Consider the following 22,781-nt stretch of genomic DNA (forward strand, 5'->3'; position numbering starts at 1 on the left):
GAAAATGCGAAGGGCGCCAAGATGGACCTCAGCCTTCGTAGTGATCCGCGACAAGCTGGTTGAGCAGACGCACGCCATAGCCCGAGGCCCAGCTCTGGCAGATATCGTCCTTCGGAGCGCCGAATGCGGTTCCGGCGATGTCCAGATGCGCCCAGGGCACGTCATTCGTGAAACGCTGCAGGAACTGGGCAGCGGTGATGGACCCCGCCCAGCGGCCACCGGTGTTCTTGACGTCTGCATTGGGCGTATCGATGATCTTGTCGTATTCCTTCGACAGCGGCAGGCGCCAAAGCGGCTCACCGCTCGACTTGGCAGATGACAACAACTTGTCTGCCAGACCGTCGTTGTTGGAAAAGAGACCGGCATTCAGATTGCCGAGAGCGACAAGCACGGCACCGGTGAGCGTTGCCAGATCGATCATGATCGCCGGTTTGTATTTTTCCTGCGTATACCAAAGCGCGTCGGCAAGAACCAAACGACCTTCCGCATCGGTATTCAGGATCTCGATCGTGGTTCCGGACATGGCGGTGACGATGTCACCTGGTCGTTGCGCGTTACCGTCCGGCATGTTTTCGACGAGGCCGATGACACCGATCACGTTTGCCTTGGCCTTGCGCCCCGCGATCGCATGCATGGCGCCGATGACTGCGGCAGCTCCGCCCATGTCGCCTTTCATATCTTCCATGCCCGCGGCCGGTTTGATGGAGATGCCGCCAGTGTCGAACACAACGCCCTTACCGACGAACGCAACCGGGGCGTCACCCTTCTTGCCTCCGTTCCAGCGCATCACGGCCAGCTGCGGTGGGCGGGTCGAGCCTTGGGACACGCCAAGCAAAGCAGCCATCTTAAGCTTCTTCATTTCCTTTTCGCCGAGAACCTCGACTTCGATACCAAGGGCCGTCAGTTCCTTGGCCTTCTCGGCAAACTCCACCGGACCCAGCACATTCGCCGGTTCGTTCACAAGGTCACGGGCCAGAATAACGCCGTCGGCAATAGCTTCAGCAGAAGACCAGGCCTTTTTTGATGCCTTGGGATCGGCAACGGCCAAGGTCACCTTCATGTTCTTGGGTTTGTCATCGTCTTTCTTGGCAGTCTTGTAGGTGTCAAAGGCATAGGCCCGCAGCTTCACGCCCATTGCGAACTCTGCTGCCAATACACCGGACGGATCTGCATCGCCCGGGACATCCAGAAGCACCGTTGCTGCGTCTGCCTTGGTCTTCTGCAATTCTGCAAACACCGCGCCGCCAAAAGCCCGCCAATCGTCGCCAGTCAACTCGCCGGCATCGCCAACGCCGAATACGATCAGCCGGTCGAGACCCGATCCGGCAGGAGCGACCAGATCAAGACTTGCCTTCTTCTTCCCAGTGAAACCTGCGATACCGGCCGAACGTTGCAAGCCGCCCTCGAGACCCGAGACAACTTCTGCGGCAACTGGCCCGAGGCTAAGGTCGCTACCGGCCAGGATTACGGCCACCCCACCCTTCGGCGTTTCGGCCTTGGAGAAGTTCAGTTTTGCAAGCTTGGTCATGCTTCGGTCCCGTTGGTTTTTCTGGTTGGAGCGGTTGGGCAGTGGAAAGAAAAGGCGCCCTATCCCGTAGATTGTGATTTTCCTGTCAAATCATGGGGTTTCAACAGCTTTTCGGCAAGGGCGACAAAAATTAATGTATATTTACCATTCTTATTCATGAGCCATTCACCACATTCCGTGTTATTCGGTCTCAGGCCGATTATCGTCATTTTTGCAGGGACATGTACCGGCACCGTTATGAAAACGCTTGAACGTTACATCATCCGCCGGACTGTTTACGCTTTCACCCTCACGATTGCAGCGATGACGGGTGTGGTTTGGGCAACCCAGGCCTTGCGCCAACTGGACCTGGTGACCTCAAAGGGTCAGACCATCGTCCAGTTCATTGGCATAACCATGCTTGCCCTGCCTTTCCTGATCGTCATCGTGGCTCCGTTCGCCCTGATGATCGCGCTGATACTGGTTCTAAACTCCTTGTCGGGCGACAGTGAGCTGATCGTGATCGATGCCAGTGGCGGCTCCAGGTTCCTTGTCTTGAAACCGGTCATGCTCTTTGCCTTCGTAGTCATGTTGCTGACCGCGAGCATGTCACTTTATGTGGCTCCCACCGGATTGGCTCAGCTGCGCACCGAGATTACCCGCGTGCGCGCAGACCTTGTTGCCAACATCGTCAAACCGGGCCGCTTCATCACCGTCGAGGACGGATTGACGTTCCATATCCGCAACCGTTCAGGCAAGGGCACTCTTGACGGTCTTTTGATGCACGACACCCGTGACCCGGAGACGGCCTTTACCTATCAGGCAGACACCGGGCTGATCGTCGAAGCTGCCGATCGCACGCTTCTTGTCATGCAGAACGGAACAATTCAGAGACGTCCAAAACAGCAGGGCGATATTTCGATCGTTCGCTTCCAGTCCTATGCATTCGATTTGTCGAACCTTATTCCCGAAGCTGGCGAGCCGGTGTTCAAAGCCAGTGAGCGGACCACCCTTAACCTGATGTCACCAGGCAGGAACGACGAATATGCGCTGAAGAATCCGGACAAGTTGGCGCAGGAGCTCCACGAACGCTTCAGCCAGCCGCTTTACTGCCTTTCCTTCGGCCTGATCGTGTTCGCGTTTCTCGGCAAGGCCAGAACGACACGCCAGGGGCGCGGGTTCGCCGTGCTCGGGGCAATCTGTTCCTGTGTCCTGTTGCGGACCACGGGCTTCGGCGTAACCGCCATTTCCGGTGGTTCCACCGCGCTTCTCAGCCTGCTTTACATTGTTCCCGTTGCGGGCGCGGTGTTCGCCCTCGTCTCCATCTTCCGCGAACAAGGCGGGTCGCAGCCACGCTGGCTGGTCGATCTGCAACATTCTGTTCAGGACAGGATTGATGCACTGAGTGATCGCTTGAACGGTCGCAAGCCGGGAGGCGTTGCATGATCCTTGGACGGACCCTGTCGCTGTATTTTTCAGGGCGTTTCCTGAAGGCTATCCTCGGTCTCTTCCTGTTTGCCGCTGTCCTGATCTATCTGTTCGACGTCCTGGAACTGGTTAGACGCGGTGGTGACCGCGAAGGATTTTCCGTCCTGCGCGTTGCCATGATCTCGGCCTTGCGGGTGCCTCTGCTGCTGGAACAGGTTATTCCCTTCACCGTCCTGTTCGGTGCAATTGCTGCCTTCGTGACGCTGAGCCGAGGCCTGGAACTGGTCGTGGCACGGGCTTCCGGCATCTCGGTCTGGCAGTTTTCTCTTCCCGCCATCCTTGTCGGGATCGTTCTCGGTATCCTGTCCATCACTGTCTACAATCCTGCGGCTGTCTGGTTTCAGCAGAAATCGGACGAAGCAGCTGCCGGTTTGTTCGGCTCGGAACAAAGTTTCCTTCTGCAGTCCTCGAACGACGTCTGGGTTCGGCAGGACGGCCTGGACGGAGAATCGGTGTTGCTTGCCAAGCAATTGCTGGAAGGCGGCACGCTGCTGCAAGGCGTCACCATTTTCACGTTCGACAAGGACGGTACCTTCCGCGAGCGGATTGAAGCTGACGAAGCGCGGCTCGGAGACCAGATCTGGTACCTGGACAATGCCATCGTCTACACGACCGAACAGGATCCACAGCCTTACGGGCAATATCAGATCAGCACATTCCTGACTGCGACTGAAGTTCGTGAAAGCATCGGATCCCCCGAATCGATTTCGTTCTGGAATTTGCCTCGTTTCATCGAACTGGCCAGAAACGCTGGGTTACCTGCCTATCGCTACAATTTGCAGTATCAGACTCTCCTCGCCCGCCCGCTTCTTTTGGTCGCTATGATTTTGATCGCAGCGGCGGTTTCCCTTAAAGTTTCGAGGTTTGGCGGTTTGGGAAGTATGATTCTGGGTGGAATCCTTTCCGGGTTCGTGCTTTACGTTCTAACCGAACTTGCCAAGGACTTCGGGGGTGCGGGTATTGTCCCTCCCTTGGTGGCGGCCTGGGCGCCGGGAATATTTGGAGTACTCATGGGTTTGACAATTCTCTTGAATCAGGAAGACGGGTAAAGCGATGACTTTTCCGGTTTTTCTGACAACAGAGACTTGGGCCAAAAAAGGCAGACTGTTGGCTGCGGCGAGCTTGTGCGCCATTGCAGCAACCCTTTGCCATGGGTACGGATCACCCGCCGCGGCACAGGACCTGACAGCAGGTCTGGCCGGTCAAGTCGATCCCGATGCCGAACTCCTGCTTGAATCAAGTGAGATCACCTACGATTTCGACCGCGATCTCATCCTCGCGACCGGAGATGTGCAGGTCTATTACGACGGCAGCACCGTGCAGGCGCATCAGGTTGTCTTCGACCGCAAGAGCCAGCAGCTCAAGGCGTCGGGCAATGTGATCTTCATCGAATCCAACGGCAATGTCGTGCGCACGGAAGAAATGGTCCTGTCCGAGGACTTTTCAGAAGGCTTCGCACGTGCCCTTCAGATCGACACGACGCGGCGCACACGCTTCCTGGCTGAGCAAGCCCGGCGCGAAGGCAACAACATCACGACCATCGATAACGGCGTCTATACGGTCTACACCAAACCGACCAACCCGCCGGACAAGCCGCCGCTCTGGCGCGTGCGGGCCGAGAAGATCATCCACAATCAGCAGGAAAAGATCATCCGGTTCGAGAACGCAGCGTTCGAGGTCTACGGTCAGCCGATTGCCTACCTGCCCTATCTGTCGATGCCGGATCCGTCCGTCACCCGAAAGTCCGGTTTCCTGATGCCCAGCGGCATTGTTAACGACAAGCTCGGTTACGGCGTGACTGTACCATATTTTTGGGCGCTGAGCCCCTACTACGATGCCACGACCATCCTAACACCACTTACCAAACAGGGACTTTTCGGGGAGGTTCAGTACCGTCAAAGTTTTGTAGCCGGACAGGTAAGCCTTTCAGCAGCAGGTCTCTTCCAGGCGCAACCAGGAAACTTTTCCACTGACCGAGCTGATGACCGTTTGCGCGGTGCGGTCAATTCCACTGCCTCGTTCAATATCGCAAAAGATTGGACGCTGGGCTGGGACCTGACCTACAAGAGTGATCGCCAGTTCTTCAGCGATTACTCCTTCACCAGTTTTGGTGGCAGTGATAGCTCCACGATCTACCTGGAAGGCAAGACCGACCGTAACGCGCTGTCTGTCAAAGCCTATGCGTATCAGATCTCCCAGGAGGACTATACGGATAGCCAGTTCAACGCCAATGGCTTCTCTCCGGTCGGCAGCTCCCTGCAGGACAAGCAGCCGCTCGTTCTGCCCGTGATCGACTATGACTATGTGTTCGCGGATCCGATCCTCGCCGGTGAGTTGGCACTGACTGCCAACTTCACCTCGCTGACACGCGATGAAACGGATGCTTTCTCCATTGATGGCGGCACAACCGCGAAATTTCGTGGTATCGACGGCACCTTCTCGCGCGTGTCCGTGAAGGGGAACTGGCGCCGCACATTCATCGATCCGCTTGGACAGTCGTTCACGCCGTTTGCCTATATGCGCGGTGACCTGTTCTTTCTTGCCTCACCAGATTCTGACGTGACCGCTCTCACAGGAGAAAGTTTCGTCGGCCGTGCGATGCCTGCTATCGGCCTGGAATACCGCTATCCGTTCATTGCAACCTTCAACGGCGGCAACCAGATCCTGGAGCCCGTCGCCCAGGTTGTGGCCCGCCCGAACGAGCAGCGGATCGGCGAACTGCCGAACGACGACGCGCAAAGCATCGTCTTTGATACGACGACCCTGTTCGACTACGACAAGTTCTCGGGCTTTGACCGCGCCGAAGGCGGCACACGTCTTAACGTCGGCCTGAACTACAAGCTGCAACTGGATAGCGGCTACTATGTCAGCGGCCTGTTCGGTCGGTCCTATCAGCTTGCCGGCGACAACTCTTATGCCATTCCGGACATACTCGGTGCGACGCAGGATTCCGGTCTGGAAACTTCCTTGTCCGATTACGTCGGCAGCCTCTATCTGGACACGCAATACGGTGTGAAGGTCGGCGCCCAGGCCCGGCTCGACAAGGAAGATTTCACCGTTAACCGGATACAGGCACAGGCCAGCGGTATCTACGGCCCGGTCGTGTCTTCCCTTGCCTATGCGTTCCTGAACGCGCAGCCGGATGTCGGGATCGATGATCCGCGAGAGGAACTGCTAGGCTCCGCGAGCCTTCGCCTTGAGGAAAACTGGCGCATTTTCGGCTCCATGCGATACGATCTGCAAAACAGCAACATCGTGCAGGACGGTCTCGGGATCGGTTATGACGACGAAGGTTTTTCGCTGTCCGTCACCTATGCTGAAGACCGCAGCCGCAACGATGGCGATGACGTCAACCGGACGCTTTATTTCCGCATCGGGTTGAGGACCATCGGCACGACACAGGTTTCAAGCGGCGCTCTCAACTAGGCCATCTGACTGACCGTAGGTCATCATGCCGCCATGAAAAAAGGCATGATGCGTGGAACCTTTGAAATTTCGGGCATGATATGCGAAACATCATGTCATAAAACAACGAACTTCGGTTTGGCCTCAAGCCAGCACGGATGGTTATTCAATGCGACTTCGTATCGTTCCGGTATTCTTTGGACTAGCTTTGATCCTGGCAGCGCCGCTGGCAACGCCTTCCCATGCAGCGATCAAGATCATTGTCAACGATGTGCCGATTACCGACTACGACATCAGCCAACGCGCCCGGCTGATTACAATGACCCAGCGCAAGTCCGCATCCATCGCCAAAAAGCAGGCGGAAGAGGAACTGGTCGACGACCAGGTCAAACTTGCCGAAGCCGAACGTGTCGGCGTTGACGTCAGCCAGTCGGAAGTCGACAACGCTTTCAACAACATTGCCCGTAATGTGAAGATGTCTCCGGCCCAGCTTTCCAAGGCGCTTCGCAGTGGCGGTGTTCAGCCGGATACCTTGAAGGAGCGCCTCAAGGCGCAGCTTGCCTGGAACCAGGTGTTGCGGTCCCGTTTCAGTGGCCGGATCGAAGTGGATGAGTCCGACGTGATCGCGGCCTTGAAGAAGACCGACGAGGAAGATCGTCAGAAGTCCGTGGAATATGACCTCAAAAGGGTCATTGTCGTGGTACCGAAGAACTCCTCCGGTGGTTTCAAGTCCAAGCGCAAGAACGAGAGCAACCAGATCCGGGCTGCTTTCAACGGCTGCGATGAATCCGGGGCCATTCTCGGCAAATACAGCGAAGTGGTTGTGCAGCCTATCGGACGCCGGCTCGAAACCGAGCTTCCGGAAAACATGCGCGCCGAAATCGAAAAAATGACGCCGGGCAAGTTGACGAAACCGTCCACCACGCCCGTCGGTTACGAAATGATCGCGGTTTGCGGAAAACGCGAAATCGCTTCGGACATAGCCGTTCGCACGGAACTTGAAAACGAGCTGCGACAGAAGGAAGGCGAAAGCCAGTCCCGTCGGTATCTCCTGGAAATCCGCCGTCGTTCCACCATCATTTATCGCTGATCCTACATGCGCTCCAACCAGAAGCCGATCGCCGTCAGTATGGGAGAACCTGCCGGGATCGGCCCGGACCTGGCTCTGATTGCATGGGCTAATCGCAAAGCTCTCGGATTGCCGCCATTCTACATTCGCGGTGACGAAGCCCTGCTGCACGAACGTGCACAGAAAATGGGCCTGAACGCGCGGCTCAGGCTGGTGGCGCAGGACGAAGCCGTTGCGACTTTCACCAAAGCTTTGCCCGTTGTACAGACCGGTCCTGCCCTACCCGACCAGCCGGGTGTGGAAGCACCTGAAACGGCAGCTTCTGTTGTTGCTGCTATTGAAGGATGTGTCGACGATATAAAGTCCGGCCATGCCTGCGCCCTCGTGACCAGTCCGATCAACAAGGCTGCGCTTTACCGAACAGGCTTCGCCTTCCCTGGCCATACGGAATATCTGGGCTCCCTTGCAGAGATGCACTGGCCCGGAGAACCGGCAAAACCCGTGATGATGATTGCCGGACCGGAGTTGATGGTGGTTCCGGTCACCATTCACATTCCAATTCGCGATGTTCCGGCATCTCTCACGACTGAACTTATCGTTGAGACTGCGGAAATTACCGCACGCGACCTCAAGACCAGGTTTGGCTACACGTCGCCACGATTGGCGATTTGCGGGCTGAACCCTCATGCGGGTGAAAACGGCTCGATGGGAACAGAAGACCGCGACATTATAGAGCCAGCCATTTCTCGCCTGCGAGCGATGGGTATCGAGGCGACAGGTCCACATCCAGCCGACACTCTGTTTCACCCGCCCGCACGGCAGCATTATGACTGCGTGCTTGGCATGTACCACGACCAGGTGTTGATACCGGCGAAGACCATCGGTTTCGATGAGAGCGTCAATGTCACGCTGGGTCTGCCTTTCGTGCGCACCTCTCCCGACCATGGCACGGCATACAACCTGGCTGGAACCGGCACCGCCCGGGTCGACAGTTTCGCTGCGTCCTTGCGCATGGCGGATGTGCTTGCCAACCCCGAGCGGTTCTAGGGCGACAGCGATCAATGGCTCAGATAGACGACCTGCCCCCGTTGCGCGACGTCATCGCCGCTCATGGTCTCAATGCGAAAAAGTCGCTGGGACAGAACTTCCTTCTCGATCTCAATCTCACCTCTCGCATCGCCCGATCTGCCGGCAGTCTTGAAGATTGCACCGTTCTGGAAGTCGGCCCTGGTCCCGGTGGGTTGACCCGTGCCCTGCTGGCCGCAGGAGCAAAGCGGGTGATCGCGATTGAAAAGGACAGCCGCTGCCTGCCGGCTCTTGCCGAAATCTCGGCACACTATCCGGGGCGCCTGGAAGTCATCGAAGGCGATGCCCTTGAAATCGATCCGGTCGCCCTGACTGGAGGAGACAAGGTCCGCATTGCCGCGAACCTGCCTTACAACGTCGGCACCCAGCTGCTTATCAATTGGATTACGACACCGCAGTGGCCGCCATTCTGGTCGTCGCTGACGCTGATGTTCCAGAAGGAAGTCGGTGAGCGGATCAGCGCGCCCCCCGCGTCCAAGGCCTATGGCAGGCTGGCAGTTCTGGCAGGCTGGCGCTGCAAGGGCGGGATCCTGTTCGACATCAGCCCAAAGGCGTTCACGCCGCCCCCGAAAGTGACGTCGGCTGTGGTTCATCTGACGCCAAATCCTTCGCCCCTACCCTGCGACCTGAAAGCCCTTGAAAAGATTACCGCTGCGGCCTTTGGCCAGAGACGCAAGATGCTGCGTGCCAGCCTCAAGTCACTGACACCGGACGCAGAAGACCTCGTCACAAAGGCCGGGTTGAAGCCGACGGCCCGTGCCGAAGAAATCGACATCGCCGGGTTCGTTGAACTTGCCAACACGTTCAGGGCCGCTCAGGCAGTTTGACGACTGGCAGGATGCTGGAAAGTTCCGGTTTACGGCACTTGCCCGCCTGAATAGCTTTCAGGTTGTCCGGGTTATCCAACCCGAGATCCCGCATCATCCAATCCGGCATTTGGTTTCTTCGGTCAGCCTTGTCTGGACCGGTGTACCAAACGTTTCGTTTTCTTGAAAACAGGACCCTTAAAAAGCTGACCATTGTCTCATCTCCCGTTGATGACGGGCAGAAGATGTCAGAACCTTTTCTGAATGTAATTGAATGATTCTGCATGATATCATTCAAAAATGAATGAAACCGATTTTGACTGGGATGCCGTACGCGTCTTTCTTGCTGTTGCCGAGAATCAGAGCCTCAGCAAGGCCGCCCAGGTTCTTTGCCTGTCCCAACCAACCGTCGGCCGCCATATTGCGCGGTTAGAAGAACAGTTGGACGTACAATTGTTCGATCGACGCCAGACCGGCTACGAACTGACGGGCGGCGGGCGGCGTTTGATCAAGATTGCCAGATCCATGGCACGCGGAGCGGCGGACTTCAGGCGCGCGGTTGATCTGGAAAAGGTCGGTTCAAAAGAGCAGGTCTGCAGGATCACGCTCGGTGAATGGGGGCAGCATTATCTGACACGGCACGTCGAGCAGATAACCGATGGTCTTGACGGTGTCCGGATAGAACTTTTCGCGGACGATGCCTTCTGGGATCTCAGCCGGAACTCCGCCGACATCGCCATCGGGAACAGACAGCCTAAACATCCGCACCTGATTGTCCAGAAACTGGGTGAGATCCGGTTTCACGTCTACGCCTCAAAAGACTACTGCCGAAAGCGACCGGACGCAGTTGACCCTTCGACCTGGCAGGAACAGATCTGGGCGGGATATTGCGGCAGCCGGGCACGGCTCAAGTCCTCGCAGTTGCTCAACGCCATTCTGCTGGGCAAGACATGCCGCTACGCCGTCAACAATTCCGTATCGCTCTGCAATATTCTGAACGCCGGGCACGCCATGGGCGTTCTACCAGACTGGATCGCGGAAACGGAGGGGCTGACACGCCTGACGACTACCCCACTCGCTCAGGGAGAGTCATGGATGAGCTTTCACGAAAGACTGCGTTTCCACCCGATGCTGTCGGAGGTCAAGGATCGCGTCGCCAAGCTCTTTCGGCAGAGGTTTTCAGAAACAGCCTCTCGAGCAGAGCAAAGGGATACAGCTCATGTCGCAGGTGCAGGTTCTTCGTCTTCCTAGCTTCTATTGACGCTGAATGGCCAGTCCAAACAGCGCTTGAGACGTCAGGATTTTTCGGCCAGCTCGTTTTCCAGATCATCGACCATGCCCTGAATGAGCGGACCGATTTTCGGTGAGCGGAACTGCTTCAGTCTTTCTGCTTTCAGGATTGCACGAACGTTTTCGTAAGCGCGTTCCAGGTCGTCATTCACCACAACATAATCGTATTTCGACCAGTGGCGCATTTCACCAACCGCAGTCTTCATCCGCTTGAGGATAACAGTGTCCTCATCTTCAGCACGCCGCTTCAGCCGTGATTTCATCTCCGCGATGGACGGCGGCAGAATAAAGATGGAAACGACATCGTCACGCATCTTTTCATAGAGCTGGAAGGTTCCCTGAATATCGATGTCGAACAGGATGTCCTTGCCATTTTCAATAGCATTTTCGACCGGTCCACGCGGTGTGGCGTAGTAGTTGCCATGCACCTCGGCCCATTCCAGCAGCTCATCGTGCTCGCGCATCTGCTCGAACCTGCCGGCATCAATGAAGTGGTAGTGCACACCGTCAACTTCGCTGGACCTGCGTGGCCGCGTGGTCACGGAGATCGACAGGGCAAGATTGTCTTCGTTCTGCAGCAGGAGGCGCGCGATCGTCGACTTTCCGGCTCCGGACGGTGACGACAGCACCAGCATCAGGCCACGGCGCTGCTGCTCGGCCTGCTCCGCACTGACAGTGGTTCCCGTTGAGGTACCGGCAGGTGCGTCGGTCATGTGGCTCACTCCAGATTCTGTATCTGCTCACGCATTTGATCGATAACGGACTTCAGGTCCAGCCCAATGGCTGTCAGGTCCACGTCGTTGGACTTTGAACACAAAGTGTTGGCTTCCCGGTTAAATTCCTGAGCCAGGAAATCCAGGCGCCTTCCGATTGCTCCACCGGTGTCCATCAATTCACGCACGGCTGCCACATGGGCATGCAGGCGATCCAGCTCCTCACGGATGTCAGCCTTGGTTGCCAGAAAGACAGCTTCCTGATGCACGCGCTGCGGATCCAGTTGACCGTCCGAAGCATCCATCAGCTCTGCGAGCTGTCGCTTCAGCCGTGCCTTTATGGCGTCCGGTTTGCGCGCAGGCAGATCCTCGGCGGCCTGGGTCAGTTCGGCGATCCTGTCGATCTGATCTCGGACCACCTTGCCAATTGCCTGCCCCTCGCTGTGGCGCATGTCGACAAGGTCAATCAGCGCAGCATCCAGGGTCGTCAGTAGAGTGTTGTGAAGCGCTGCCTGAACCGCTTCGTCTTCTTCGGGCTCCTTGAGCTCAAAGACGCCTTTTTGCGCCAGAATGGCGTCGAGCGACGGCGGAGCTAGATCAGGTACCCGGTTCTTGAGGAGATCGATTGTCGCAAGGACAGCTTCAAGAGCCGATTCATTGACCTGGAGCTGCTGTTCGGACTGGTCTCTCTGCATGGACAGCCCGACGGAAACATTTCCGCGCCGAAGAAGCTTGCCGCAACGCTCGCGGATCTTCGGTTCGAGCGTCTCCAAACCCGTCGGGATGCGGATACGAAGGTCAAGGGACTTGCCGTTGACAGATCTCAGTTCCCAGGTCCAGCGAACCGGTCCGGATTCTCCAAGGGCCCGTGCAAAGCCCGTCATGCTGGCAAGTGCCATGTGCCCCCCTTTGCGAATGTGCCGCCACCGGCCCGCCGCAAAGGCGGGCTCCGGTCAATTGGATGTGGCTGGCTGCGTTTCCTGGTTCTGCTCCGCCTGACGACGGTCTCTTTCCACCTGACGCCACTTGCGGACGTTTGCCTGGTGCTGCTCGTAGGTCTCGGCAAAGATGTGGCCACCGGTTCCGTCGGCCACGAAATAGAGATCCTGCGTGCGGGAAGGATTGGCGACCGCTTCCATGGCCGCGCGGCCCGGATTACCGATCGGTCCTGGCGGCAAGCCGTCGATCTGGTAGGTGTTGTACTTGTTGTCCGCCTTCAGCTCGGATTGCTTGATTGCCGAGCGGTCCTTGAGCCACGCTTCACCGCCATAAAGACCGTAAAGGATCGTAGGGTCGGACTGCAGGCGCATGTTCTTGTTGAGACGGTTCACGAAAACACCGGCGACGCGCGGTCGCTCGTCTGCCAGGGCTGTTTCCTTTTCCACGATCGACGCGAGAATGACCAGGTCTTCCGGCGTTTCGACCGGCAGGCCTTCCGTCCGGCGTCCCCAGATTTCGCTCAGCAGCTTGGACTGCGCCGCTTTCATCTGGTTGAGAACTTCCTGGCGCGAGGCACCGCGTGCAAAGGTATAGGTTTCGGGGAGCAGTGCACCTTCTTCCGGAACCTCGGTAATCTCGCCTACAAGCACAGGGTGCTCGCGCACGCGCTCGATGATCTGGGCGGTGGTCCAGCCTTCCGGGATCGTTACCGAATGGGTGACGGCATTGCCTTCCACCAGATCGGTCATGATCTCCTGCATCGAGACGCCGGGCGCAAAAGCGTATTCACCGGCTTTCAGTTTGGTGGCGTTCTTGTAGAAGCGGATGCCCAGGTTGAAGATCCACTCGTCCAGCAGATTGTCGCTGATGACGCCCTGCCCTGAGAGCCTGTCGGTAATACCCGAAAGCCCGGCACCTGAAGAAATCACCACGGTGGCGTCCTTCTGCAGCGGGCCCTTTTCCTCGAATTTCTGTTTGCCGAAATAAAGCGCGCCCCCGAACGCGGCAAGTCCGAACACGGTCAACGTGATGACCATGTTGATCAGAATGACGAAGGGGTTGCGTACGTGCCTGGAGCGTTGCGGAGGCGCAGGCGCCGGTTCCGGCTGCAAGGCTTCACGCGGGCTTTTGGGCTTAATGCGCATATTGGGTCGCACCTCCAAGATTGAGCCCCCAAATCCCTGACTTAGGCTCAAACGGACCAGTTGTCACAATCAAAGTTTCAGGCCGGCCCGAGAGAATCGGACCGGCCTGAAGAACTTGAATGGGTTATGCGGCAACTTTGCGGAAGACAAGCGAGGCATTTGTGCCGCCGAAGCCGAACGAGTTCGAAAGGGCGACATTGATATCCAGCTTCTTCGGCTTGTGCGGCACCAAGTCGATAACCGTCTCGACAGACGGGTTATCGAGGTTGATCGTCGGCGGAGCCATACCGTCACGCATGGCCAGAACCGAGAAAATGGCCTCGACCGCACCAGCAGCACCGAGAAGGTGACCGATGGAAGACTTGGTCGACGACATTGTCAGATCGGCGGCATGTTCTCCCGCAAGCCGGGTGACAGCGCCAAGTTCGATCTCGTCGCCAAGCGGCGTCGAGGTTCCATGAGCATTCACATAGTCGATGTCGGCCGGCGTGACCTGGGCGCGCTTCAGCGCAGCTTCCATGCAACGGTAGGCACCATCGCCATCGGAGGACGGAGCGGTGATATGATAAGCATCGCCGGACAAGCCGTAACCGATGATCTCACCGTAGATCTTTGCGCCGCGGCGAACTGCATGTTCGTATTCTTCCAGCACGACGACACCGGCACCTTCGCCCATCACAAAGCCGTCGCGGGCGACGTCGTAAGGGCGGGAACCTTTTTCGGGAGTGTCGTTGAAAGCCGTGGAAAGCGCACGGCAGGCAGCAAAGCCCGCGAGTGCAAGACGGCAGACCGGAGATTCCGTACCGCCGGCAACCATGACATCCGCATCACCGAAGGCAATCAACCGCGATGCATCGCCAATGGCGTGCGCGCCGGTCGAACACGCGGTCACGACAGCGTGGTTCGGGCCCTTCAGGCTGTGACGGATCGAGACATACCCGCCGGCAAGGTTGATCAGACGGCCGGGAATGAAAAACGGAGAAATGCGGCGCGGGCCTTTTTCGGCTAGCAGATTGGCGCCCTGCTCGATGCCCTGAAGACCACCGATGCCGGAGCCGATCAAAACGCCAGAGCGCACCTGTTGTTCGTAAGTCTCGGCCTTGTAGCCGGAATCGGCCATCGCCTGATCGGCGGCTGCCATCGCGTAGACGATGAAATCATCGACCTTGCGCTGTTCCTTGACGTCCATCCAGTCATCCGGATTGAACGCGCCTTCAACGGACGAGTCACGCGGGATCTGACATGCGATCTGGCAAGCCAGATCGTCAACTTTGAAATTCGTGACCTTGTTGGCCCCGCTCTGTCCTTCAAGGATCTTTTTCCAAGTGACATCGACACCACAGCCAAGCGGCGTCACCATGCCCAACCCAGTTACGACAACTCGCCTCATACACCCGCACTTACGTTGGAAGGGCCAGGCGGGGTTTCGCCCCGCCGGCCCGATCTTCAAACATTCACAAGAAAGGGGTTACCCTTACTTGTTGGCTTCCAGGAATTTGACAGCATCGCCAACGGTCAGGATGGTTTCTGCTGCGGTGTCCGGGATTTCTACGCCGAATTCTTCTTCGAACGCCATGACCAGCTCGACCGTGTCAAGGCTGTCTGCGCCCAGGTCGTCGATGAAGCTTGCACCTTCAACAACTTTGTCAGCATCTACGCCGAGGTGCTCAACGACGATTTTCTTTACCCGATCCGCGATATCGCTCATCTTTCACTTCCTTAGTTTTCATCTATTCGTCACTCGCGAAACTGCCCCCATCCGGTTTGCAAACAAGCGGTGGCGCGAACTCGCGGTCTTTAAGATGTCGCCGCACACCAGGCCAGTTTTTTTGGCCAACTGTGCAATTCGAAACAATCGGCGGGTTGGTAACACACTTTGTTGACCTTTACCAGCCGATCCAGACCGCTTGTGAGCGGCCCGGATTCTTTTTGCCTGCTCGGCAAAAATTCCTTTTAAATCATAGCCATGCCGCCATTAACGTGCAGGGTCTGCCCGGTCACGTAAGCGGCTTCATCGCTGGCCAGGTAGACGGCGGCTGCGGCAATCTCTGCGGAAGTGCCCAAACGCCCTGCAGGCACGCTCGTCAAAATCGATTCTTTTTGCTTGTCGTTCAGCGCATCGGTCATTGCCGTTTCGATGAAACCGGGCGCAATCGTATTGACCGTGATGTTGCGGCTGGCGACTTCCCGGGCAAGCGACTTGTACATGCCGATCATGCCGGCCTTGGCTGCCGCATAGTTGACCTGACCGGGGTTTCCGGTCACGCCGACGACGGACGTGATGCCGACGATGCGGCCGGACCGACGCTTCATCATGCCCTTGATTGCGGCGCGGCACAGACGGAAGCCGGACGACAGGTTCACTTCCAGAACCTGATCCCACTCTTCATCCTTCATGCGCATGAAGATGTTGTCGCGCGTGATCCCGGCATTGTTCACCAGGATGTCGACAGAGCCCATTTTCTCTTCAGCCGCCGGCAACAAGGCATCAACAGCCGCGCGGTCGGACAGATTGGCCGGCGTCACATAGGCGCGTTCGCCGAGATCAGCAGCAAGCGCTTCCAGCTTTTCAGCCCGCGTGCCGGACAAGGAGACGGTTGCGCCCTGTGCATGGAGCGACCGGGCGATTGCTTCGCCGATCCCACCGGTGGCACCGGTGACAAGCGCGTTTTTCCCTTCCAAGCTGAACATTCGGGATCCTTCCATTGTTCCTGTTTGGGTCCGCGGCGGACCAAATCGTCGCCTCGGCCGATATAAGCCTTATCCGGAGATCTTTTCCATAAGGGCGTCGATGTCTTCCGGAGAATTGACCGCCATGCCGGTGGCTTCCTTGGCGATCCGCTTGACCATGCCGGTCAGCACCTTGCCTGTGCCAACCTCGATAAAGGTGTCGACACCGTTGTCGGCAAGCCAGGTGATGCTTTCGCGCCAACGCACGGTACCGGTCACCTGCTGAACAAGACGATCACGAATTTCATTTGCGTCAGTGATCGGGCGCGCAAGCACGTTTGCGACCAGCGGCACGACAGGAGAGCGAATTTCGGCATTCGCCAGAGCTTCGGCCATCTTGTCGGCAGCCGGGCCCATCAGGGAACAATGGAACGGTGCGCTGACCGGCAGCATCACCGCACGGCGCGCGCCCCTGGCCTTGGCAATCTCGACGGCGCGCTCGACGGCGGCCAGATGCCCGGAAACAACCACCTGCCCCGGCGCGTTGTCGTTCGCGGCCTGGCAGACTTCGCCCTGTGCGGCAGCCTCGGCCACTTCTGCGGCAACATCAAACTCCAGCCCGAGCAACGCAGCCATTGCGCCCTGACCGGCAGGAACCGCATCCTGCATGGCATCTCCGCGCACGCGCAGGAGCTTTGCAGCGGTCGCAATATCCAGGCTGCCGGCAGCAGCCAGCGCGGAATATTCACCAAGCGAATGTCCTGCGACAAAGGAAACACTGCCGGCAAGGTCGAGACCGCGGGCTTCCAGAACGCGCATGGTCGCAAGGCTGACCGCCATAAGTGCAGGCTGAGCATTTGCTGTCAGCGTCAGCGTTTCATCCGGACCAGCCCACATGACATCGGACAGCTTCTGGCCAAGCGCCTCGTCGACTTCGTCGAAAACGGCTTTTGCTTCCGGGAACGCATCGGCAAGGGCTTTGCCCATTCCAACGCCCTGACTGCCCTGGCCGGGAAATGTGAATGCAATGGTCATCTGGAAACGCCTCCGTGACTCGTGAGCGGACCTTAGTTGTTCTTATAGCGAAAGGTCGACGGCTTATTAGAAAGCGGAGAAGACAGCCCGTGCAGGCTGAAATCGAACTTGGCGCGAGGCTATGATACGGTCTTGACCAAACTGTCAAGGCCCACAGGGCAATCATTTCCGCTTTTCGGGCGGTTTTGCCGGTTTTCCTTTGTCCTGATTATCCCTGAAATGCCCGGCAACCCGATGGGCGTTGTCTTGCGCGCGAAACCGGTCCTCCCCTTACCTGCTTCGGGAACTCGATATATATAGACAGTCAGGCAATCTTCCAAATCGGCAGCGTTCGTATCGTCTTCCGATTTTCGATCCTTTCGGGCGTATGCTGCTTGCAATTTCCGCAAAACAGAGTATAGAGCGCGCTTCATCCGGGGTTTGGCCGGGGGCTGAACGGAAGGGCATGACGCCAGGATCCTTGATCGGATCCGACTTCCCGTGTTCCCGCTCTCGTTAGAATTCTCGTGCCTTTCCGGGGCTACGAGGAGGCTCTGCGCCGATCCCGCGTTGTCAACACGAAGAAAGGCTATTTCCATGCCTCTTTACGAGCACGTATTCCTGGCTCGCCAGGACGTTTCGGCCCAGCAGGTCGAACAACTCGTCGAACAGTACAAGGGCCTCATCGAAGGCGCTGGCGGTACTATCGGCAAGGTGGAAAACTGGGGTCTGCGTTCCCTCGCATACCGCATCAAGAAGAACCGCAAGGCTCACTACACCCTCATGAACATCAACGCTCCGCACGCCGCGGTTGCCGAGATGGAACGTCAGATGGGTCTGAGCGAAGACGTTCTGCGTTTCATGACCTTCAAGGTTGATGAACTCGACGAAGAGCCGTCTGCAATGATGCAGAAGCGCGACCGTGACGACCGCCGTGGTGGCGATCGTGGTGGCCGCTTTGGTGGTGGCGATCGCGGCGGTGACCGCGGTGGACGCGGTGGCGACCGCGGTGAGCGCGCTCCGCGCCGCGCAGAAGGGGAGTAAGATTGATGGTTGATATTGCACAGCTCCCGAGCCGCCGTCCGTTCTTCCGTCGCCGGAAGACCTGCCCGTTCTCCGGCACCAACGCGCCGAAGATCGATTACAAGGACATCCGTCTGCTGCAGCGCTACATTTCCGAGCGCGGCAAGATTGTTCCGAGCCGCATCACCGCGGTTTCCGCGAAGAAGCAGCGTGAACTGGCCCGTGCGATCAAGCGCGCCCGCCTGCTCGGCCTGCTGCCGTTCGTGATCAGCTAAGCGTTTCTCGAAAATCTTGAGACGTTTCTTTCGGGGCTTCCCGGAAGACCCGAATTGGGGCCGCGGGCAAACGGCCTCTAACCATCCTCAACGGGTGGGACAGTAGGAGAAATGACATGCAAGTTATCCTTCTTGAGCGTATCGCCAAGCTCGGCCAGATGGGCGACACCGTTCGCGTACGCGACGGCTATGCCCGTAACTTCCTGCTGCCGCAGGGCAAGGCACTGCGCGCCAACAAGTCGAACCTCGAGCGTTTTGAGCGTGAGCGCGTTCAGCTCGAAGCTCGTAACCTTGAGCGCAAGAACGAAGCTGAAGGCGTTGCCTCCAAGCTCGACGGCGAATCCCTGGTGATGATCCGTTCCGCTGGTGAAACCGGCCAGCTCTACGGTTCCGTTTCCACGCGCGATATTGCTGACGGCCTGACCAATGCCGGCTTCTCCGTTTCCCGCAGCCAGGTTGAACTGCGCAACCCGATCAAGACGATCGGTCTGCACAGCGTTCTGATCCAGCTGCACCCGGAAGTCGAAGTCGCCATCAGCGTCAACGTTGCCCGTTCTGAAGACGAAGCTGTCCGTCAGGCTGCCGGCGAAGATCTCTCCACGCCGGAAATGGACGTCTTCGAATTCGAAGAAGACGAAGAAGCAGAAGACACCGAAGAAGGTGCAGAAGCTTCCGAAGAAGCAGCGGAAGAAGAAGCCTAAGCACTTCGCTTCCCTTGTGGACTTTAGAAAACGGCGCTGGCTTCAGCGCCGTTTTTTTGTTTGCCGGCAACTTTTTGAAATGATGGCAAGCCACGCCTAATCCTGGCTTTTCAGTTTCCGGTTTAAGGCCTTGAAACTGCTCGAAAATTCATTAACCAGCTATTAATCTTCTCAAAAATATCATAAATTTCAATAACTAAGAGGTAGGCCCTTGAGTCTTCAATCGAGTTCAGAGTCAAGCTGGATTCGATTCTTTCCCCGCTGATTTGTCCAAGCCGGTGGGAATCGAAATCAGCCATTTTTGAACCTTGAGCCCTCCCCCGTCACAGAGTATTCCCAATGAACTTGGGTCAACGGGGGTCGTTATGAAGGGCACGCTACAGAAGGTCGAAACGGAAGAAGACATCCAGCGCTTGGCACCACACAATGCCGAGGCGGAACGTCAGCTTCTGGGAGCGATTCTCGTTAACAACGAGACGTTCTACCGGGTTTCAGACTTTCTGGAACCACATCATTTTTTCGTGCCTGCTCACCAGGACATCTACGAGAAGATCAGCCATCTGATCCGCGCCGGCAAAACCGCGTCGCCAATCACGCTGAAGACCTTCTATCCCGCCAACGCGAAGATTGCGGATCTGTCCGCGACCCAGTTTCTTCTGCGCCTGGCCGGTGATGCCGCCTCGATCATCAACGCCGAAGACTACGGCCGGACCATCTACGACCTGGCGATCCGTCGCAATCTGATCCGCATCGGCGAGGACATGGTCAATATCGCCTTCGACGCCCCGATCGATGTGCCCCCCTCCCAGCAGATCGATGATGCCGAGCGCCGCCTGTTCGAACTTGCAGAAACCGGCCGCAGCGAAGGCGGGTTCGTCGCGTTTGGCGACGCCCTGACCGAAACCATCGAGATGGCGCACGCCGCCTATAACCGCGAAGGTGCCCTTTCCGGTATTTCCACAGGCCTGCGCGAACTGGACCGTTTGATGGGTGGTCTGCAGCATTCGGACTTGATCGTGCTTGCCGGTCGTCCCGCGATGGGCAAGACCTCCCTGGCAACCAACATCGCCTACAACATCGCCCAGTCCTACAAGTCCGAAGAACAACCCGACGGCTCGATCAAGACCGTCAACGGCGGCGTTGTCGGCTTCTTCTCTCTGGAAATGTCGGCCGAACAGCTGGCCACCCGTATCATTTCCGAACAGGCGGAAATCTCGTCCTCGAAAATCCGCCGCGGCGATATCACCGAAGCGGAATTCGAGAAGCTGGCCGCCTGTGCCCAGACCATGCAGGCCGTCCCGCTTCATGTGGACCAGACCGGTGGTATTTCCATCGCCTCGCTGGTTGCCAAGGCACGACGTCTGAAGCGTCAGCGCGGTCTCGACCTGCTCGTGGTCGACTATATCCAGCTCTTGTCGGGCTCGAACAAGAACTCCGGCAACCGCGTTCAGGAAATCACCGAAATCACCACGGGTCTGAAGGCGCTTGCGAAGGAACTTCACGTCCCGATCATCGCGCTGTCACAGCTCTCCCGTCAGGTGGAATCGCGTGACGACAAACGACCGATGATGTCGGATCTGCGTGAATCAGGCTCCATCGAGCAGGACGCCGACGTGATCCTGTTCGTGTTCCGCGAAGAATATTACCTGTCCAAGACCGAGCCGGAATTCGGAACTGTCGAACACGAGAACTGGCAACGGGACATGGAGAGGCTCAAAGGCAAGGCAGAAGTCATCATCGCCAAGCAGCGTCACGGCCCGACCGGTACGGCGAACCTGCACTTCGAAGGCCAGTACACCCGCTTCTCCGATCTTGCCGAAGAAGATCACCTGCCCGAACGCTACGAATAACAGGCGTCTTCGCGATTTCGGACGGTCCTTGAGACAAGGTGCCCCGATAGCCGCCTGATGCCGCATTCAAGCTCTCGTCTGCGGCTCACTTGCGGCATTTGGCAATGAACACGCCGTCGCTCACGATTAAGCCACTGTTAAAACTCCTCACTTACTTTAAGTAGAAAGAATTTCGCCTAAAATCTTTTCCAGGTGACCGCATCTTGTATTCGTCGGCACAAAAACTCCTCGAAGAAGCTCGCATCTTTCCGCGCAAAAGATGCAAGTGGTCCGGCCTTTTGAAGCAGGACGCGACCCATCGCCCCTGCGTGGTCGAAGACATCAGCGTCGGTGGTTGCCGCGTTGCGACCAACACCAAGGGTCTTGAACGGCATCAGCGCATCACCATCGAAATCGAAAGCCGGAAATTGCGGTTTTACGGTGAAATTCGGTGGGTGCGCTCCGGCGAAGCCGGCGTCGAATTCCTCTATATGGATTGAGCTTCCGCTCTTCAGCGCACTTCCCGAGGGGAGCGCTGCAGTGCGCTTCACTTGGTCACGGTTTTGGCGGTTTGGCCGTTGGTGCAAATGCGCCTCGATGCGCTAAGCTCACTCTCGAATTTCAGACATTGATTCTGACTGGAGAGATATCCGGACCGTGCCTGCGACGATTGAACAAGCCTTCCCATCCGATCTTTACGGCGGACGACTGACGATCGACCTCGATGCGATCGTCTCGAACTGGTCCTTGCTGAAAGGCAAGGTAAGCGACAGCACCGATTGCGCTGCCGTTCTGAAGGCCGATGCCTATGGAACCGGGCAGGACAAAACCGCTGCAGCCCTCTACCAGGCGGGATGCAGGACGTTTTTCGTCGCGGTGCCGACCGAGGCCCTGACGTTGCGTGCAAGTCTTCCGGACGCAGTCATCTACGTGCTCGACGGTCTGTTTCCGGGAACGGCCGACCACTTTCTGACCCATGACATCCGTCCCGTCCTCGGCAGTCTGGAAGAACTTCTGGAATGGGCGGAAGTCTGCAAGGCGTCGGGCAAGAACAATGCCGCCGCTGTCCATGTCGATACCGGCATCCACCGTTTGGGCCTGTCTCCGGCTGAACTCACCCGCGCTCTGAGTGACAACGCCGTTCTGGGGCCGTTCCGGCCATCACTGGTGATGAGCCATCTTGCCTGTGGCTCGACGCCCGGCCACGACATGAACCGGCGGCAGCTCAAGCTGTTTACAGAGACAACCGCCCCCTTCCCTCACATTCCGCGGTCATTGGCAAATTCAGCCGGGGTGCTGCTTGGCCCGGACTACCACTTCGACCTTGTCCGTCCCGGGATCGCGCTTTACGGCGGGCTGGCCATCGAAACCGAGCCCAACCCGATGAAACCGGTCGCCAAGGTGGAAGCACGCATCATGATCGTGCGCGACGTTCCACAGGGCGATACGATCGGCTATGGCGCGAAACAAACCGCAAAGCGCCCCTTGCGCAATGCCGTCGTGGCCGCCGGTTATGCCGATGGCATGATCCGTCGTGCCGGCTCCACGGACGACCGCCCGGGTGGCTTCGGGCTGATCGGCGGTTACAAGGCGCCGATCCTCGGCCGGATTTCAATGGACATGATCACGCTCGACGTGACGGATGTGCCTGAACACCTGATTCAGCGCGGCGCGTTTGTGGAAATGCTGGGGCCAGGTGTTGCAGCTTCCGATCTTGCCGCTTATGCGGAAACCATCGACTACGAATATCTGACAAGCCTCGGACGTCGGTTTGAGCGCGTCTATGCGCCCCTGACCTGACCGGACCCGAGAGCGAAAGGC

At 57.7% G+C, this 22,781-nt stretch carries 22 protein-coding genes; 13 read left to right on the forward strand and 9 right to left on the reverse strand.

Translation table 11 applies throughout. From position 1 onward, the window contains the following. Nucleotides 1-28 precede the first annotated feature (28 nt). Nucleotides 29-1,528: a leucyl aminopeptidase gene (locus FIU93_RS23500; protein ID WP_152506939.1), complete on the reverse strand. Its 1,500-nt coding sequence runs from the start codon at nt 1,526-1,528 to the stop codon at nt 29-31. 237 nt (nt 1,529-1,765) lie between these two features. On the opposite strand from FIU93_RS23500, the gene lptF reads away from it, so the two are divergent. From lptF to rsmA, 6 genes are all read left to right on the forward strand, one after another. Continuing rightward, a complete protein-coding gene (lptF, locus tag FIU93_RS23505) occupies nt 1,766-2,953 on the forward strand; it encodes an LPS export ABC transporter permease LptF (protein ID WP_023003978.1) in 1,188 nt (395 codons plus the stop codon). Next, the gene (lptG, locus tag FIU93_RS23510) at nt 2,950-4,044 is read left to right on the forward strand and encodes an LPS export ABC transporter permease LptG (RefSeq protein WP_023003977.1); all 1,095 of its coding nucleotides are present in this window, start codon (nt 2,950-2,952) and stop codon (nt 4,042-4,044) included. Before lptF ends, lptG begins: the two co-directional genes overlap by 4 nt. A gap of 58 nt (nt 4,045-4,102) precedes the next feature. Further along, nucleotides 4,103-6,421 carry an LPS-assembly protein LptD gene (locus FIU93_RS23515; protein ID WP_152506940.1) on the forward strand — a complete coding sequence of 773 codons (2,319 nt, stop codon included), beginning with the start codon at nt 4,103-4,105 and terminating at the stop codon, nt 6,419-6,421. Nucleotides 6,422-6,569: 148 nt separating this feature from the next. Then, entirely contained in the window at nt 6,570-7,490 is a 921-nt protein-coding gene (locus tag FIU93_RS23520) for a peptidylprolyl isomerase (RefSeq protein ID WP_075281556.1), read from the forward strand. 6 nt (nt 7,491-7,496) lie between these two features. Next, a complete protein-coding gene (gene pdxA, locus FIU93_RS23525; protein WP_152506941.1) occupies nt 7,497-8,516 on the forward strand; it encodes a 4-hydroxythreonine-4-phosphate dehydrogenase PdxA in 1,020 nt (339 codons plus the stop codon). A 14-nt stretch (nt 8,517-8,530) separates the two neighbouring features. Further along, nucleotides 8,531-9,382: a 16S rRNA (adenine(1518)-N(6)/adenine(1519)-N(6))-dimethyltransferase RsmA gene (gene rsmA / locus FIU93_RS23530; protein ID WP_152506942.1), complete on the forward strand. Its 852-nt coding sequence runs from the start codon at nt 8,531-8,533 to the stop codon at nt 9,380-9,382. Here rsmA and FIU93_RS23535 read toward each other — a convergent pair. Next, a complete protein-coding gene (locus tag FIU93_RS23535) occupies nt 9,360-9,647 on the reverse strand; it encodes a hypothetical protein (protein WP_152506943.1) in 288 nt (95 codons plus the stop codon). The two genes, rsmA and FIU93_RS23535, sit on opposite strands and share 23 nt — an antisense overlap. Nucleotides 9,648-9,661: 14 nt before the next feature. Between FIU93_RS23535 and FIU93_RS23540 the strand changes: the two genes are divergently transcribed. Then, nucleotides 9,662-10,612: a LysR family transcriptional regulator gene (locus tag FIU93_RS23540; protein ID WP_152506944.1), complete on the forward strand. Its 951-nt coding sequence runs from the start codon at nt 9,662-9,664 to the stop codon at nt 10,610-10,612. A gap of 44 nt (nt 10,613-10,656) precedes the next feature. On the opposite strand, the gene gmk is transcribed toward FIU93_RS23540, so the two are convergent. The 7 genes from gmk to fabD form a co-directional block, all read right to left on the reverse strand. Further along, nucleotides 10,657-11,364: a guanylate kinase gene (gmk, locus tag FIU93_RS23545; RefSeq protein ID WP_023003971.1), complete on the reverse strand. Its 708-nt coding sequence runs from the start codon at nt 11,362-11,364 to the stop codon at nt 10,657-10,659. A gap of 5 nt (nt 11,365-11,369) precedes the next feature. Continuing rightward, nucleotides 11,370-12,263: a YicC/YloC family endoribonuclease gene (locus tag FIU93_RS23550; protein ID WP_152506945.1), complete on the reverse strand. Its 894-nt coding sequence runs from the start codon at nt 12,261-12,263 to the stop codon at nt 11,370-11,372. A gap of 54 nt (nt 12,264-12,317) precedes the next feature. Continuing rightward, on the reverse strand, nt 12,318-13,448 hold the full coding sequence (mltG, locus tag FIU93_RS23555; RefSeq protein WP_023003969.1) for an endolytic transglycosylase MltG: 1,131 nt from the start codon (nt 13,446-13,448) through the stop codon (nt 12,318-12,320). Between the two features lie 124 nt (nt 13,449-13,572). Continuing rightward, the gene (gene fabF / locus FIU93_RS23560) at nt 13,573-14,838 is read right to left on the reverse strand and encodes a beta-ketoacyl-ACP synthase II (RefSeq protein WP_031270725.1); all 1,266 of its coding nucleotides are present in this window, start codon (nt 14,836-14,838) and stop codon (nt 13,573-13,575) included. Nucleotides 14,839-14,922: 84 nt separating this feature from the next. Further along, a complete protein-coding gene (locus tag FIU93_RS23565; RefSeq protein WP_006931822.1) occupies nt 14,923-15,156 on the reverse strand; it encodes an acyl carrier protein in 234 nt (77 codons plus the stop codon). Between the two features lie 245 nt (nt 15,157-15,401). Then, a complete protein-coding gene (gene fabG, locus FIU93_RS23570) occupies nt 15,402-16,139 on the reverse strand; it encodes a 3-oxoacyl-[acyl-carrier-protein] reductase (RefSeq protein WP_031270724.1) in 738 nt (245 codons plus the stop codon). Nucleotides 16,140-16,208: 69 nt separating this feature from the next. Continuing rightward, a complete protein-coding gene (gene fabD / locus FIU93_RS23575; protein ID WP_152506946.1) occupies nt 16,209-17,153 on the reverse strand; it encodes an ACP S-malonyltransferase in 945 nt (314 codons plus the stop codon). A gap of 576 nt (nt 17,154-17,729) precedes the next feature. Between fabD and rpsF the strand changes: the two genes are divergently transcribed. From rpsF to alr, 6 genes are all read left to right on the forward strand, one after another. Further along, nucleotides 17,730-18,176 carry a 30S ribosomal protein S6 gene (gene rpsF / locus FIU93_RS23580; RefSeq protein ID WP_023003965.1) on the forward strand — a complete coding sequence of 149 codons (447 nt, stop codon included), beginning with the start codon at nt 17,730-17,732 and terminating at the stop codon, nt 18,174-18,176. 5 nt (nt 18,177-18,181) lie between these two features. After that, a complete protein-coding gene (rpsR, locus tag FIU93_RS23585; RefSeq protein WP_023003964.1) occupies nt 18,182-18,430 on the forward strand; it encodes a 30S ribosomal protein S18 in 249 nt (82 codons plus the stop codon). A 116-nt stretch (nt 18,431-18,546) separates the two neighbouring features. Further along, on the forward strand, nt 18,547-19,131 hold the full coding sequence (gene rplI / locus FIU93_RS23590) for a 50S ribosomal protein L9 (protein WP_023003963.1): 585 nt from the start codon (nt 18,547-18,549) through the stop codon (nt 19,129-19,131). A 365-nt stretch (nt 19,132-19,496) separates the two neighbouring features. After that, the gene (locus tag FIU93_RS23595) at nt 19,497-20,981 is read left to right on the forward strand and encodes a replicative DNA helicase (protein WP_023003962.1); all 1,485 of its coding nucleotides are present in this window, start codon (nt 19,497-19,499) and stop codon (nt 20,979-20,981) included. Nucleotides 20,982-21,259: 278 nt separating this feature from the next. Then, nucleotides 21,260-21,460 (forward strand): PilZ domain-containing protein, encoded by a 201-nt coding sequence (locus FIU93_RS31915; protein WP_158514193.1) that lies wholly within the window; start codon nt 21,260-21,262, stop codon nt 21,458-21,460. 157 nt (nt 21,461-21,617) lie between these two features. Next, complete coding sequence (alr, locus tag FIU93_RS23605; RefSeq protein WP_152506947.1) at nt 21,618-22,760, forward strand: alanine racemase; 1,143 nt, start codon at nt 21,618-21,620, stop codon at nt 22,758-22,760. The last annotated feature ends 21 nt before the right edge of the window (nt 22,761-22,781 follow it).

This window comes from Labrenzia sp. THAF35 (assembly GCF_009363595.1).
In the GTDB taxonomy this organism is placed as follows: domain Bacteria; phylum Pseudomonadota; class Alphaproteobacteria; order Rhizobiales; family Stappiaceae; genus Roseibium; species Roseibium algicola.